This window comes from Microbacterium sp. TPD7012, from assembly GCF_003075395.1.
Taxonomy (GTDB): Bacteria; Actinomycetota; Actinomycetes; order Actinomycetales; family Microbacteriaceae; genus Microbacterium.
The window spans coordinates 247,722-262,499 of the sequence record NZ_QDFV01000005.1; the positions used below are offsets into that span (position 1 = coordinate 247,722).

The window sequence follows — 14,778 nt, forward strand, 5'->3', positions numbered from 1 at the left end:
TTCCTGTCCGCGTCCGTGTCCGACCGCGGGCTCAGCCCGCGAGTCCCCACTCGGCGAGGTTCCAGAACGGACCCTCCATGGGGTTGATCTGCAGCGGACCGCCGATCTTCTCGTCCCACAGCAGCACGTTCGGTACGGTGTCGAGCGGGAGAGACGGCACGTTCTCGGCGATCAGCGCGTCGGCCTCGTGCGAGACCTCGATGCGCGCATCCGTGTCGATCTCGTTGTCGACCTGGCTGAGCAGATCATCGAGTCCGGGGATGTTCGTGCGGTAGAAGTTGATGCCGGAGAAGCCGTTCGCCTCGCTCGGGATGTTGACCGACGAGAAGGTCGCGCTGAGCGTGGGGTCGGCGAAGGTGTCGACGAGCGCCCAGATGCCGGCCTGGAAATCTCCCTCGGGAGCGATCGTGCCGAACAGGTCGGCAGGGGTGACCTGGTCGATCGTCATCTCGAACCCGGCATCCGCCAGCTGCGACTGCAGCACCTGCACCGTGAGGTCGCGGCGCTTGTTGCCGGCGAGGGTCTTGATCGAGAAGGTCGCGGTCTCGCCGCCCTTTGCCCAGACGCCGTCGCCGTTCTTCTTCCAGCCGTCGCCCTCCATCAGCTCGTCGACCTTGTCGAGATCGAGCGAGTACTGCGAGAAGTCGTCGGATGCGAACGGCGCGACCATGGGCGAGTTGAAGCTCTGCTGCGCCTCATCGATGCCGAGGCTGCCGAACAGGCGCTTCACGATGGCGTCGCGGTCGATCGAGTAGGCGAGCGCCTGGCGCACGGCGACCGAGTCGAAGGGGGCGGCGGCGTTGTTCAGCCAGATCGCCTCGAGGTTGCCGCTGCGTGCGTCGACCTGGGACTTGATGCCGGGGAGCCCCGCCTCGATCTGCGTGAGGGCGTCGAGCTGCGGCGACGGGTAGAGGGCGCTGACCTGTCCGCTCTTGAGGGCCTGGAACGCGGCGGTCGTGTCGGGGAGGAAGAGGAACGTGACCTTGTCGAGGTGCGGCTTCTCGCCCCAGTAGTTCTCGTTCGGCACGAGCGTGACCGAGGTGCCCCTGGTCCACTTCTCGATCTTCCAGGGCCCGCCGCTGAAGTCGTAGCCCTCGGCCATGATCGCCGCGCGATCCTGACCCTCGAGCAGGTGCGAGGGCATCACGCCGTACACGCTGAAGAGCGTGCGCCATCCCGCATACGTGGAGTTCAGCGTGACGACGACGGTCTTCGGATCGCTCGCGTCGATCGCGGTGATGCGGTCGTAGCCGGTCTTGTCGAAGATGTCGTCGCCGTCGCGGATCTGCAGCGCGGTGTACTCGAAGTCGGCCGAGGTGATGGGCTCGCCGTCGGACCACACCGCGTCGGGGTTGATCTCGTAGGTGATGGTCTGCGTGCCGTCGGCGGCGACCTCGGTGGTGGGCTCGCCCGTGACGAGATCCGAGGCCACCGGCTGCCACTCGTCGTCGACGAGGCGGGTCTGGAAGACACCGGGCATGGTCGGGATCTGCATGATGTACGAGCCCCAGATGGAGCCGCCGCAGGTGGCGATCCAGTCGGTGCAGTCCGGCTCCTGCTCGGCGCCGATGACGATCTCGCCGCCGTCGACGACGGCGACCTCCTCGTTCGTCCCGGTCGGGGCGGGCGACGGGCTGCAGGCGGCCAGGGAGCCGATGAGCGCGGCCGCGGTCAGAGCAGCGAGGATGCCGCGACGGGAAGGCCGGGAAGAGGGTACAGCGGTGCGAAGCAGTGATTTCGACATGGACGGATCTCCAGTGAGCGTGCGACGAAGGAACAGTGCAAGAGGTGCTGTGGTGCGGGTGGTGGTCTGACTCTAGAGCCGACCGGAAGAGATAGCAAGCACTTTAGTCAATGTTCGTGACTAGGAGCGATGCCAGTGGCGTCCCAGCGCTCTCCGGCAAGGGTGCGGAGGGCCAGTTCCTGCATGCGGCGCTGGTCGTGAGCGGCGCCTTCGAGCCCGGTGGGCTCATGCCCGCCCTCGAAGATGTCGAGCACGGCGTCGCCGCCGCCGGCGCGCAGCCGGTCGACGTAGCCCTGCACGCCGACCACCGGGGTGCGGGTGTCGATCGAGCCCTGATTGATCCAGACCGAGGCGCGCACGTCATCGAGGTACGAGATCGCCGAGAAGCGGGAGACGAGCTCGGGCGGGACCCACGAGCTCCAGACCGAGCGCACGGCCGGATTCATGGCCTGGATGGTCACCGACCAGTCGGCGACCGCCACGTGGGCGAGGCCGCCGGCGAACAGCTCCGGAAGCCGGCCGACGCTCAGCAGCGTCATGTGACCGCCGTACGAGGCACCGGTGATGAAGGTCGATGCGGGGTCGGCGAGACCCTGCTCGCGGAGCCAGGCGATCGCCGCGGCGACGTCCTCGATCTCGCGGTCGCCGCCGACGTTCCAGAACCCCTCGCGGAAGTCGCGACCGAAGGTCACGGAGCCGCGGTAGTTGAGCGACGCGAAGGCGAAGCCGGCCTCCAGCCACGCCTGCGCGGCCGGGTCGTACCGATCGACCGTGACCAGGTTCGGCCCGCCGTGGATCTCGAGGATCGTGCCGATCGGCTCGCGATCGGCGGGGCGCCCCGACCACAGCTGCACCCGGGTGCCGTCGGCGCTCGTGACCAGGGTCGAGGTGAGCGGCCGCCCCGGCGGCACGGGCGCCGGGGCGATCAGCGTCGTCTCGGTACCATCGTCGGCGATCTCCGTGACGTGCAGCGGCACCGCCCAGCTCGAGCGCAGGGCGCGGACGGCGCCGCTCGGCGCGTAGTACGACGTCCAATAGTGCGGATGCAGGTTCGCGACGTCGGGCTCCACGAAGCTGCCGCCTTCGCGCACGATCCGCACCGAGCCGTCCGCCTCGTCGATCTCGAGCAGACGATGGATGCCGGCGTCGACGTGCACCGCGAGGAGGCGCCCGCTCGGCGCATGCCAGTCGAGCGCGATCACCTCTCCGGCGAGCGCGGGCAGGTCGAAGTCCTGACGGGCGCCGGTGCGGACGTTCCAGATCGCGGGACGCGAGAAGCCGCTCCGCTCGGTGTTGAGCAGCAGGCGCTCGTCGCCGGGGAAGGACGAGAACCGCACCGCGCGGACCGGGCCGCCGGGGAGGTCGTCGAGCGTCGCGACGGTCGCGCCGGTCGCGGCATCCACCACCGTGATGCGAGGACGACGGATGCCGGGATTGTGATCGGTCGTGTCGATCGACACCAGCGTCGCGTCGGACGAGGGCTTCCCGAACCAGGCCTCGATCGGGTTCGAGTACACGACCGTCGGCTCGCCCCAGGGGGCAGCCGGGATCGTCAGCACGTGGAAGCCCTCCTCGTCGACGACCGTGGCGATGAGCGCGGAGCCGTCGAACGAGAACTCCAGCCCGCGCAGGACATAGGGCTCGCGGCCGGGGGTGAGCGCGATGCGCTCGGATCCGTCGACGGATGTCGCGACGAGAGCACCGACCTCGGAGCCGCCGCCGTCGTCGAGGTCGACGACCCAGCGCCCGTCCGGCGCGACGATCGCCCCCATGCTCACCGCGAACGGCAGCAGCTCCCCCGGGGCATCCGGCGCATGCCAGAGGCGTCCGCGCGCGCCGTCGGGGTGGTTCTCGACCACGAGGGCCGCGTCGGACCCGCCCGCGGCGGGGCGCACGGTCATGAGGTACGGCACGGCGAAGCGCTGATCGATCGTCGCTGCCGTCGAGTCTTCCGGGGTGTGCAGCATCCTTGCTTCTCCTCGTCGTCGCCAATGCCGTTGACTATAGCATTGGCTACGTCACCGGACCAGGGATCCCGGCATTGTCGACGAGCATGACAGGAGCCGTGACCAGCGTGGGGTACCGTGATCTCTGCGCGAACGATGCGCGATGACGACAGCGGAACGGAGCATCTCGATGGCGACTCGGAAGGCCGCAGGTCCGGCGAAGGCGCCGACCCGCACGAGCGGCAGCCCCGCACGTCCTCGCCGCGCACGCGACTCGCTCAGCCGCGAGATCATCGTGGCCGCCGCGGACCGCGTCGTGGAGCGCGACGGCCTCGATCGCCTGACCTTCCAGGCCATCGGCGAAGAGCTCGGCGCGCACCCGACATCGATCTACCGGCACTTCCGCGACAAGGACGAGCTGCTCCTCGCCCTGATCGACACCCTCCGGGCCCGCTCCTACAGCGGCGGCATGGTCGCGACCGACGACTGGCTGGCCGACCTGCGAACGCAGGCGCACCTGATCCACGGCCACTACATGCGCTACCCCGAGTTCGCGCTGCAGATGGCGCTGCGACGCCCGACGGACTTCTCGTCGATGGAGTTCTCGATCGGAGCCCTCCGCCGCGGGGGATACGACAAGGAGCAGGCGGCGCTGTACGCCCGCGCGCTCGGACAGCTGATCCGCTCGGCATCCAGCATCCAGGCCGCGCTCACGGCGCTCCCCGCCGACGTGCAGGACGCCGACGAGCTCACCTGGCAGATGGACTACCGTCGGCTCGACCCCGAGGAGTTCCCGAACATCGTCTGGGCCGGCGACAGCCTTCCGGGCGTGCGCGACCCGCGGGCCTGGGAGTCGGCGCTCGAGCTGCTGCTGGAGAGCATCGAGCGGCACGCACCCGGCGCCTGAGCCTCAGGTGCTCTGCGGTCGGGCAGCGGTTGCGATCAGGCATCCCGTTCCGAGCATGCACACGTTGTGAGCACTCACCACGAAGGAGATCTCACGCTTGGGAGGAGCATCCGGGCTCAAACCTCCTCCATTGCGTGAGATCTCCTCCCGAACGTGCGCTGCGGATGCCGCCGCGGCAGGCTTCTGCGCTCCGGATGCCACCGCCGGGGAGAGCACCCACTACGGAGGAGATCTCACGCTTGGGAGGAGCATCCGGGCTCAAACCTCCTCCGTACCGTGAGATCTCCTCCCGAACGTGCGCCGCGATCAGCCGCCGGCCGTGAGCTCGTCGAGCATCCCGGTGAGCAGCTCGATCCGCTCCATCATCGAGTCGATCGACACCCACTCGTGGTCGGCGTGCGCGCCCGCGCCGCGTGGCCCGAGGCCGTCGAGCGTGCGCGCCCCGACCGCCGCCGTGAAGTTGCCATCGGATGCTCCACCGGCCGAGACCGCCTCGACGTCCGGATGCCCGAGACGCGCGGCGACCCGTCGGGCGCAGTCGAGCAGCTCGGCCGAGGAGCTCTCCTCCATCGGCGGACGGTTGATGCCGCCCGAGACCGCGACGCTGACGCCGTCGGTGTGCGCCCCGAGCCGCTGCATCTCGACGTCGACGCGCTCGAGCTCGCCCAGCGTCCAGGCGCGTACGTCGACGCGCACCTCGGCGTGCTCGGGGATCACGTTGGTCACCGTCCCCGCCTGGGCGACCGTCGGGCTCACGGTCGTGCCGGCCTCGGCATCCGCCAGCTCCGGCAGGGCCAGCACGTGATGCGCGAGCTCGGTCAGGGCGCTCCGCCCCTTCCACGGTTCGAGCCCGGCGTGCGCCGCCCGGCCCGTGAGCGCGACCCGGTAGATGCTGCCGCCGCGGCGGGCGATCTTGAGCGCTCCGTCGAGACTCGGCTCGAGCACCAAGACGGTGCCCGCACGGGCCGCCTCCCGTTCGATCAGGGCGCGCGAGGTCAGCGAGCCGACCTCCTCGTCGCTCGTCAGCAGGACGGCGACCGCACCCGGCCGCGCCACCTGTGCGAGCGCCGCCGCCATGATCACGATGCCGGCCTTCATGTCGAAGACCCCCGGTCCCGTGGCGCGGTCGCCGTCGATCCGGAACGGCCGGTCGACGATCGTCCCCTTCGGGAACACGGTGTCGAGGTGACCGATCAGCAGCACCGCGGGCGCCTCGCCTCCCGGCCAGCGCAGGTGCGAGATGCCGTCGACGGTCTCGATGATCCCCGGCTCGCCCATCACCGGATCGAGCCAGGAGCGCACGAGCTGCTGCGCGGTCGCGAGGCCGACGGCGTCGCCCGTGGGCGTCTCGATCGACACGAGTTCGGCCAGGCGCTCGACCGCGAGCGACCGCGCGCTCATGCCGCGACCTCGGTCACCGCGAAGAACTCCCCGAGCGCGGCGGCGGTGACCGCCGGCGCCTCTTCGGCCAGGTAGTGGTCGGCCTCGACCGCCGCACCCGTGACCCCGGGGGCGTAGGGCGCCCAGGTCGCGAGAACGTCGAAGTTCCGACCCACATAACTGTGCGCACCCCAGAGCGCGACCGTCGGACAGTCGACGGTGCGGCCGGCTTCCCGATCCGCGCGGTCGTGGTCGAGGTCGATGGTCGCCGCGGCCCGGTAGTCCGCCCCCGAGGCGAACACGGTGTCGACGTCGAAGCAGCGCAGGTACTCGTCGTACGCATCCGGGAGCCGGTCGCCGTCGTGCCGCCTGCCGGTGAACCTGCTGCGCAGCCACGTCTCACGATCCGCGCCGATCAGCGCCTCCGGCATCCCGTCGTCCCGCGCGAGGAAGAACCAGTGAAAGTACGCGGTCGCCATGGCACGGTCGACGTTCTCGAACATGTGCAGGGTCGGCACGATGTCGAGCACGGCGAGCGCCGTCACGGCATCCGTGTGGTCCAGGGCCATCCGATGCGCGACGCGTCCGCCCCGGTCGTGGCCGGCCACGGCGAAGCGGGGAAAGCCGAGCTCGCGCATCAGGATCACCTGGTCGCGGGCCATCTCGCGCTTGGAGTAGTGCGCGCCACGGGGCTTCGCCGAATCGCCGTAGCCGCGCAGATCAGCCGCGACGACCGTGTGGTCCACGGCCAGGGCCTCGGCGACGTCGTCCCACATGGCCTTCGTCTCGGGGTAGCCGTGCAGCAGCAGCACCGCAGGACCGGCGCCACGCACCTCGGCCGCGATCCTGATGCCGTCGCAGTCCACCGCGACCTGCGTGCGGGGTGTGGTCATCGTCGTCCCACTCTCGGAGAAGTCCAGTCAACAAGTCAATCTCGTTGACTATAGCAATGACCAGAGCGCCGGGATAGCCCGGGATCCGACGAACCCGACGTCAGAGTGCGGCGAACCCCGCGGCGGCGCACGCGATGCCGACGCCGAGCAGGACGGGAGCTGCGAGGATGCCGCACCAGAAGCTCCGCGCCGCGGGCTCATCTTTCACGACCGCAGCGACCACGGCATCCGTGACCAGCAGCACTCCGACGAGGAAGTAGATCGGCTGCGCGAAGACCCACGCCAGCGGGAGGAAGTGGATGCCGACGACGCCCAGCACGAGAGGCGCGATGAGGTCCTGCCGCTTGCGCCTCGTCGCCCAGATCGCCAGGACGACGATCGCGATCACCTCGACCCAGAAGATCACGATGTACCAGATGAACGCCGGTCCGCCCACGACGATGGCGGTCGGCGACGACCAGTTGCGGATCACGGCCGGCACGCTGACCCCGGCGAGCGCCGCACCGCCGAGACTCAGCACGCCGAGCAGGACGCGCCATGCCCCGTGCTTCGGCGGTCGCTCCTGGCCCCACCCCGCCCATACGAATGCGGCGACCCCGAAGATCGCGCCGGTCATCAGCAGGTCGCGCGGGAACTCGGTGATGATCATGCGGCCCAGGCTAGTCGGGTGCGCGGTCGCCGGTCAGGAGGGATTCCGGTCGCCGACAGCGGCGACGAGTCGCGACATCCCGGGTGCCGACGTGTCGACCCGCAGCGTCGTGCCGGCGGAGGAGCGCACCACCAGCATCCGTCTTCCCCACCGATCGACCGTGCGGTGCGACACGATGTCGCGGTAGCGGATGCTGCGCTCCGCGCCGAGGACCGTGCGGAAGGCGATCGCGTCGACACCGGGCAGCACGTACCGGTTGCGGTACGCGAGCAGCACCAGCAGACCGACGACGAGCAGCACGACCGACGCGATGCGGAACGGCATCGGGTCGCGCATGTCCCCGCTGCCGAATCCCAGCAGCGAGGCGACGACCGCGAGGGCGAGCAGCACCCCGGCGGTGATGGCGACGAAGCGGGGCAGACGGATGCGGGCGTCCGGGGCCTTCCCGCGCTTCGAGCGACCGAAGAACGAGCGCACGAGCACGATGACGAAGACGAGCGCCGACGCGAAGAGGACGATCTTCAGCACGAAGGCGGGGATCATCCTCCGACGGTATCAAGCGCCGGGGCGGTGGCGGCATCCGCTGCGCCTCTCATGGTTCGATAGGAGGGTCCGTCCCGCACACGAGGAGCACCGATGACGCCGCACAGCCCGATCGTCGTGATGGGTGTCTCGGGCGTCGGCAAGACGACAATCGGCGAAGAGTTGGCGCGACGCCGAGGCACCCGGTTCCTCGATGCCGACGACCTGCACAGCCCGGCGAACGTCGCGAAGATGAGCGCCGGCATCCCGCTGGTCGACGACGATCGCTGGCCCTGGCTCGACCTCGTCGGCGCCGCGCTCATCGCCGAACCCGGCGTCGTCGTCGCGTGCTCGGCGCTGCGGCGCGTCTACCGTGACCGCCTGCGGGCGACGGCTCCCGCGACCCTGTTCGTGCACCTCGCCGCCGCACCCGAGAGAGTCGCCGCACAGGCGGAGGCGCGCGAGGACCACTTCATGCCGCCGGCCCTGCTGCGCTCGCAGATCGCCACGCTCGAGCCGCTCGGCGATGACGAGCACGGTATCACCGTCATCGTGGATGCCGACCCCGACGAGCTCGTCGACCGCATCATGGGTCTTCTGGCAGGTGAGCGGGAGCAGTCCGAGAAGTAGGCTGATCCCATCATGCAAGAGTTCTGGCTCTGGGCGGGCAACTACTGGTGGCTCATCTTCCCCGTCATGGGGATGGCCGGTGGCGCCGCGAAGGCCTGGGAGCAGAGCGCGAAGCGCCGTCATGAACGGCGCCTCGAGACCCTGAAGATGAAGGCCCAGCTGAAGACCGCCGAGATCGAGGCGAGGGCACTGACCCAGCAGGCGAAGCGCCGCGGGCCGTCGGTCGTCGACACCACGGCATCCGTCGCTCCGAACGATCTGCTCGTGCGCCTGTTCGCCGAGCACGACGAGATCACCGCCCGCTGGCTGGACTACGAGCTCGACGTCGCGAAGCTGATCGCGTTCCCGGCCATGAGCGACGGCCGTCAGCCGCTGACCGCCGCGTTCCTGCGGGCCAAGAAGACGGCGGATGCGCTGCGCCCGGCATCCGCGGAGGCGAAGGTCACCGAGCATCAGGTGGCCGAGTACCTGCAGGCCGTGGGCGACTACGCGGTCGCATTCGAGATCGCGGAGAAGGACGCCCGGCGCCTGCGCGACTCGACGTTCACCGAGCCGGAGCGCAAGCGGCTCGAGCGCGCACAGCAGCTGCTGAAGGTCGCGGTCGACGAATCGGCGACGCAGGCCGAGCGCAATGTCGCCTACAAGCGCGTGCGCGAAGAGCTCGACGGTCTCATCCTGCTCTCCGACGATGCGGTCACGGTGCTCGAGAAGCAGGTGGCGAAGGAGTTGTCGGCACCGGTCGTCACGCCGGAGCCTCCCGCCGCCCTCGAGCCCGAGCGGATGCCGGTCGCCGAGCCCCTGCGCCCCGCCCCGCCCGCGCGCCGAGAAGGCGCATGAGTCCCGACGGCGCTGCGCGCCGCCGGACGGTCGTCATCACCGGTGCATCCGACGGGATCGGCGCGGCCGCTGCCCGGCAACTCGCGGCATCCGGAGATCGTCTGCTGCTCGTCGGCCGGTCGCGCGAGAAGACCGCGGCGATCGCGCGGGAGACCGGAGCCGAGCACCTCACGGCCGATTTCGCCCGTCTCGACGACGTCCGCGCACTGGCGGAGGAGATCGCGGGCCTGGTCGGAGACGACGGCATCGACGTGCTGGCGAACAACGCCGGCGGGATCTTCGGAGATCAGACGCCGACCGTCGACGGCTTCGAGAAGACCATCCAGGTGAACCATCTGTCGCCGTTCCTGCTGACGAACCTGCTGATGCCGCAGCTGCGGAAGGCGGATGCCGCGGTCATCAACACCTCGAGCGTCGGCCACCGCCTGTTCGGCCACATCGACGTCGACGACCTCGACAACCGGAAGAAGTACAGCGCCAACAAGGCATACGGCGACGCGAAGCTCGCGAACGTCCTGTTCACGAAGAGCCTGCACACCAAGTTCCACGCCGAGGGCATGAGCGCGGTGGCCTTCCACCCTGGCGTCGTGCGGACGAACTTCGCCGCCGAGTCGTCGAGCGTGATGCGACTGATCTACCGCACGCCCCTCAAGCACCTGCTCACGATCGGCACCGACAAGGGCGGCGAGACGCTGCGCTGGTTCATCGAGGGCACGCCCGACGAGACCTGGTTCTCCGGCGCGTACTACGACGAGCGCACGCTGAGCACCCGCGTGAACCCCCAGGTCGACGATGCCGACCTGGCCGAGGCGCTCTGGCAGAAGAGCGCGGAGCTCGTCGGTCTCGAGTACTGACCGCCGCATCCGCGCCGAGGGCGATGTCGGATCGAGAACGCATCGCACGCTGTCGTCTCCGAGGCGTTTCTGATCCAGCGTCCGAACGAGAGCCGTGCGATGGTGCGACCCTCCCGGTTTCGAGGAGTAACATGGCCCCTCGGGTCGTCCGACCCGAAGAGAGTCCGAAAGGCGGTGATGGCGATGTCCGGTGATAGTTACGACGCCGCCACCGCTGCGTCGCGACTCCCTGCGCTTTCGCGTTGAGCATCTGCTCCGCGTTCTCGCACGTCCTTCCGCAGCGTCGGCGGCGTCTCCCGCCCCTTGACGAATCTGCGCACGGAGCTCTCTGCTGCCGTGCGCCTGCTGGAACGGAGCCGCATCATGGCCCTCATCGACAACGGCGTGTACGTCCACGGACGTCGCGTGGAGACCCCGAAGAACCTGGACGAGACCTACCGGATGCTGGATGCCGCGGGCGGTACCGCCTGGATCGGCCTCTACCGCCCGAGCCCGGAAGAGGTCACGTCGGTCGCGCGCGAGTTCGATCTGCATCCGCTCGCCGTCGAAGACGCCCTGTCCGGTCACCAGCGGTCGAAGGTGGAGCGCTACGGCGACACGCTCTTCGCGGTGCTGCGCCCCGCGCGCTACCGCGACAAGGAGGAGTCGATCGAGTTCGGCGAGCTGCACCTGTTCGTCGGCCCCGACTTCGTGGTGACGATCCGCCATGCCGAGTCGCCGGACCTCGCCGCCGTGCGCCGGCGCATGGAGGCCAACCCCGACCTGCTCGCCATGGGCCCTGAGGCCGTGCTCTACGCGATCCTCGACGAGGTCGTCGACGGGTACGAGCCGATCGTCGCCGGTCTGCTGAACGACATCGACGAGATCGAGGACCAGCTCTTCGGCGACAGCGACGACGACCAGCTCTCCCGCCGCATCTACGAGCTCTCGCGCGAGGTCATCAACTTCCAGCGGGCCGTGCACCCCCTGAGCGGGATGCTGGAGTGGCTGCGCCGCGGATCCGAGAAGTACCGCATCGACGAGGAGCTGCAGCGGTCGCTGCGCGACGTGCTCGACCACACGATCCGGGTGAACGAGCGGGTCGACTCGTTCCGCGCGATCCTCGAGAACGCGCTGACCGTGCACTCCGCGCTCGTCGCCCGCCGCCAGACCGAGGCCGGGCTCGCGCAGAACGACGAGATCAAGAAGATCTCCTCGTGGGCGGCCATCATCTTCGCGCCGACGCTCGTGGGCACGGTGTACGGCATGAACTTCGAGGTCATGCCCGAGCTGCACTGGGCCTTCGGCTACCCGATGGCGATCGGGGCCATGGCCGCGTTCGCCGTCGCGCTGTACGGGGTGTTCAAGTACAAGAAGTGGCTCTGAGCCGGGCGCGCCCCGGCATCCGTCAGTGCGTCACGTCGTAGACGACCTTCACGACTCCGTTCGCGTACGCGGCGGACTCACGGAGCGAGAGCTCCTGGCCGCGCGGGACGGACGGGAAGATCGTCTTGCCGGAACCCAGCAGCACGGGGAACACCAGCAGGTTGTAGCGGTCGATGAGGTCGGCCTCGGCGAGGCGCAGGGCGAGCTCGGCGCTGCCGTGGATGAAGATGCCTCCTCCTTCGCCGTCACGCAGCCTCGCGACCTCGTCGGTCGAACGGAGGATGCTCGTCTCACCCCAGCCGTCGACCAGATCCTCTTCGGCGAGCGTGGTCGACACCACGTACTTGGGCAGATCCCGATACGCGGCGTGGTCCTCCGAGTCCCGCCAGAACGGTGCGAAGGCCTCGTAGCTGCGGCGCCCGAACAGCAGCGCCGTGGTGTCGGCCAGCTCCTCGCCCTTCAGCGAGTAGGCGTCGGCGTCGAACGGTGTGCGGAACCCCCACCCGCCGTTCGGGTGGCCTTCGACCGCGCCGCCGGGGGAGTCGACGATGCCGTCAGCGGTGATGAATCCGGTGTAGACGAGTTCGCGGGTCATGCTCTTCCTCCTGGTCGGGGTCGCCGTTCGACCCTCTCATCATGACGTCGAACGGAGACCGCCGAAATCGACATCCCGCATCCGAAAAACTTGACCTTGACACCGTGACAAGGTGTGAGATGGCTGATGGAGGTGGTCCCATGACCGACGACGACCGCGAATCCGCTGCGGTGGGGCAGCTCAGCGCTGCCCTGACGGCCGAGTCCGCATCGACGCGCCTGCAGGCGGCGATGACGGCCGGCACGCACCCGCGCACCGCCTACGTGCCCGTGCTCATCGCGCAGTGCCGCACGGAACCGGACTTCTCCGTGCGGGAGACGCTCACGTGGGCGCTGACACGACACGATCCCCAGGTCACCGTCGAGCTCCTGCTGCCCGAGCTCGGCTCGACCACGGCACAGGCGCGCAGTCAGGCGCTGCACTCGCTGTCGAAGATCGGCGACCCGCGCGCCTGGCCGGCGATCACGACGGCACTGCTCACCGACGACGACACCGAGGTCGCGCGAGCCGCGTGGCGCACGGCCGCCGGTCTCGTCCCCGACGACGAGAAGGGGCGGCTCGCCGAGGTCCTCTCCACGCAGTTCGCCCGCGGCGACCGCGACCTGCAGCGCAGTCTGAGTCGGGCCTTCGCGGTGCTCGGCGCGCCGGCGACGGCAGCGGTCGAGAAGGCGGCGACATACCCCGCACCGGAGGTGCGCATCCACGCGATCGCGACCGCGCACGTGATGGAGAATCCCGACGACGGCTTCGACGCCGCCGTCGCCGAGGCCCAGCGCATCGTCGCACTGCGCGCGGCGCCGCGGACCGGGGAATGAGCATGCTGATCGGCGAGGTGGCGCAGCGGACCGGCATCAGTGCACGGATGCTGCGCCACTACGACCGCATCGGGCTCGTCTCGCCGACAGAGCGCACGGCCGCCGGGTACCGCCGCTACTCGGATGCCGACGTGCAGCGCCTCTTCCGGGTGGAGGGTCTGCGGTCGCTGGGGCTGGGTCTCGCCGAGATACCGGCGGCCCTCACCGACGAGCACTTCACCACGCGCGGCATGATCGATCGGCTCCTCGAGCGCTCGCGCGACCGCCTCGCCCAGGCGCAGGAACTGGTCTCCCGGCTGGAGCAGGTGCACGCGTCGGAACCCGAGGCCTGGCCCGACGTGATGCGCACGATCGGGCTCATGCGAGGCTTCGAGGCGCAGGATGCGTCCACCCGCCAGCGACACGCGCTCTCCCTGCCGGACGGTGACGAGCGCGATGTCGGCGTGCTGGTCGAAGCCGTTCTCCGCGAACAGGATCCCAACGCCGCCGGCGCGATGGCCTGGGCCGTGGCACGCGCGGGCGACACGGCGATCCCTCTCCTCATGGCCGCTCTCGACTCACCGGACGACGACCGGAGGCATCGGGCCCTCCGGGCGCTCGAGAAGATCGGCTCCCCTGCCGCTCTGCAGGTGCTGACCGGCCTCGCCGAGCACCGCGATCCGCTCCTCCGCGGCCGCGCGCACCTGGCCCGCGGGCGCTCGGGCGACGCCGAGTCCATCGACGCGATCGTCGAGCTGATCGTCCTCGGCACCGGGGACATCGAGGCCCTCGAGGTCCTCGAGGACCTGGCGGCGTCGGACGACCTCGCGCCCCGGATCGCACATGCCCTGGCGGCGGCCGCGGCATCCGACGACCCGGCGGTTCGACGTCGCCTCGCCGGCGCACTCGGATCCCTCCCCGGCGACGGCGCGGTCACCGCGCTCCGCGAACTCGCGGAGGACCTGGAGCCGTCGGTCGCCCTGACGGCGAGGGCCCTGCTGCACGCCGCGCCGTCACAGCGCGCGGTCCGCGCTCGGCGACCCGCGCCCGGCTGAGCGCACCGCGGCTGCCCGCACCCGTCCGAGCGCACCCGCGCGGGTACACGCGGCCCGGTGCGCACGGCCGCCTCACTGCGGGGCGGAGCCGTCCCGATCCCTGACCTCGATGTTGGCGATCTCGAGCTCGTCGTCGAGCTGCACCAGGATCCGCGAGTCGGGGAACTGCTTCGGCGCATCGAAGGCGAGCAGCACGGCATCCGCGAAGACGACGACCGAGGTCGCCTCGAGGTCGTCGCGCAGGTCGACCTGCTCGATCACCGGCTCGTCGTCGACCGCCTCGTCGATGTCGTCGGCGACCTCGTCGATCACGGCCCGCCAGCGCGTCTCGTTCACGGACAGGATGCGGGCGAGGGCGGCGACGAGCTCCTCGCCGTCGAGCGCGTCGTCATCGTCGTCGAGCTCGGGGTCGACGTTGACCGTCACGACGGTGCCGGCGGCGTCGATGCTCGCACGGCCGTAGATGAGGCCGTTCTCGGCGACCGGTTCATCGAGCAGTCCACTGTCGACGATGCGGGCGAGGAGGTTGTCGAGAAGCGGGGAGGTCATGAGACCAGTCTTTCGCATCCGGCCGCCGTGCGGGCGGCCGGATGCGGAGACGCGCGAT

15 protein-coding genes are annotated in these 14,778 nt (G+C 69.9%); 7 read left to right on the plus strand and 8 right to left on the minus strand.

Going from position 1 to position 14,778, the window contains the following annotated elements; translation table 11 throughout:
- Positions 1–31: 31 nt before the first annotated feature.
- The gene (locus DC434_RS15485) at positions 32–1,744 is read right to left on the minus strand and encodes an ABC transporter substrate-binding protein (RefSeq protein ID WP_116636199.1); all 1,713 of its coding nucleotides are present in this window, start codon (positions 1,742–1,744) and stop codon (positions 32–34) included.
- 107 nt (positions 1,745–1,851) lie between these two features.
- Positions 1,852–3,711: a prolyl oligopeptidase family serine peptidase gene (locus DC434_RS15490; protein WP_116636200.1), complete on the minus strand. Its 1,860-nt coding sequence runs from the start codon at positions 3,709–3,711 to the stop codon at positions 1,852–1,854.
- A 142-nt stretch (positions 3,712–3,853) separates the two neighbouring features.
- Here DC434_RS15490 and DC434_RS15495 point away from each other — a divergent pair, with 142 nt between their 5' ends.
- On the plus strand, positions 3,854–4,597 hold the full coding sequence (locus DC434_RS15495) for a TetR/AcrR family transcriptional regulator (protein WP_207769982.1): 744 nt from the start codon (positions 3,854–3,856) through the stop codon (positions 4,595–4,597).
- A gap of 306 nt (positions 4,598–4,903) precedes the next feature.
- Here the strand turns inward: DC434_RS15495 and DC434_RS15500 are convergent, their stop codons facing one another.
- The 4 genes from DC434_RS15500 to DC434_RS15515 form a co-directional block, all read right to left on the minus strand.
- Positions 4,904–5,998, minus strand: coding sequence for a M20 family metallopeptidase (locus DC434_RS15500; protein ID WP_116636201.1), 1,095 nt, complete (start codon positions 5,996–5,998; stop codon positions 4,904–4,906).
- Complete coding sequence (locus tag DC434_RS15505) at positions 5,995–6,870, minus strand: alpha/beta hydrolase (protein WP_116636202.1); 876 nt, start codon at positions 6,868–6,870, stop codon at positions 5,995–5,997. Before DC434_RS15505 ends, DC434_RS15500 begins: the two co-directional genes overlap by 4 nt.
- 100 nt (positions 6,871–6,970) lie before the next feature.
- Entirely contained in the window at positions 6,971–7,519 is a 549-nt protein-coding gene (locus DC434_RS15510) for a hypothetical protein (RefSeq protein WP_116636203.1), read from the minus strand.
- A gap of 33 nt (positions 7,520–7,552) precedes the next feature.
- Positions 7,553–8,062 carry a hypothetical protein gene (locus DC434_RS15515; protein WP_116636204.1) on the minus strand — a complete coding sequence of 170 codons (510 nt, stop codon included), beginning with the start codon at positions 8,060–8,062 and terminating at the stop codon, positions 7,553–7,555.
- 93 nt (positions 8,063–8,155) lie between these two features.
- Between DC434_RS15515 and DC434_RS15520 the strand changes: the two genes are divergently transcribed.
- The 4 genes from DC434_RS15520 to DC434_RS15535 all read left to right on the plus strand — a co-directional run bounded on the left by DC434_RS15520 (position 8,156) and on the right by DC434_RS15535 (position 11,727).
- Positions 8,156–8,671: a gluconokinase gene (locus DC434_RS15520; RefSeq protein WP_116636205.1), complete on the plus strand. Its 516-nt coding sequence runs from the start codon at positions 8,156–8,158 to the stop codon at positions 8,669–8,671.
- Positions 8,672–8,683: 12 nt separating this feature from the next.
- Positions 8,684–9,508, plus strand: coding sequence for a hypothetical protein (locus tag DC434_RS15525; RefSeq protein ID WP_116636206.1), 825 nt, complete (start codon positions 8,684–8,686; stop codon positions 9,506–9,508).
- On the plus strand, positions 9,505–10,362 hold the full coding sequence (locus DC434_RS15530; RefSeq protein ID WP_116636207.1) for an SDR family NAD(P)-dependent oxidoreductase: 858 nt from the start codon (positions 9,505–9,507) through the stop codon (positions 10,360–10,362). Before DC434_RS15525 ends, DC434_RS15530 begins: the two co-directional genes overlap by 4 nt.
- A gap of 363 nt (positions 10,363–10,725) precedes the next feature.
- A complete protein-coding gene (locus DC434_RS15535; RefSeq protein ID WP_116636301.1) occupies positions 10,726–11,727 on the plus strand; it encodes a magnesium and cobalt transport protein CorA in 1,002 nt (333 codons plus the stop codon).
- 22 nt (positions 11,728–11,749) lie between these two features.
- Here DC434_RS15535 and DC434_RS15540 read toward each other — a convergent pair whose 3' ends face one another.
- On the minus strand, positions 11,750–12,322 hold the full coding sequence (locus tag DC434_RS15540) for a dihydrofolate reductase family protein (RefSeq protein ID WP_116636208.1): 573 nt from the start codon (positions 12,320–12,322) through the stop codon (positions 11,750–11,752).
- Between the two features lie 140 nt (positions 12,323–12,462).
- Between DC434_RS15540 and DC434_RS15545 the strand changes: the two genes are divergently transcribed.
- A complete protein-coding gene (locus tag DC434_RS15545) occupies positions 12,463–13,137 on the plus strand; it encodes a HEAT repeat domain-containing protein (RefSeq protein ID WP_116636209.1) in 675 nt (224 codons plus the stop codon).
- Positions 13,134–14,171 carry a HEAT repeat domain-containing protein gene (locus DC434_RS15550; protein ID WP_116636210.1) on the plus strand — a complete coding sequence of 346 codons (1,038 nt, stop codon included), beginning with the start codon at positions 13,134–13,136 and terminating at the stop codon, positions 14,169–14,171. The genes DC434_RS15545 and DC434_RS15550 overlap by 4 nt, the downstream gene beginning before the upstream one ends.
- Before the next feature lie 72 nt (positions 14,172–14,243).
- Here DC434_RS15550 and DC434_RS15555 read toward each other — a convergent pair whose 3' ends face one another.
- Positions 14,244–14,720, minus strand: a complete 477-nt coding sequence (locus DC434_RS15555) for a cytochrome C5 (protein WP_116636211.1) — start codon at positions 14,718–14,720, stop codon at positions 14,244–14,246.
- Positions 14,721–14,778 lie beyond the last annotated feature (58 nt).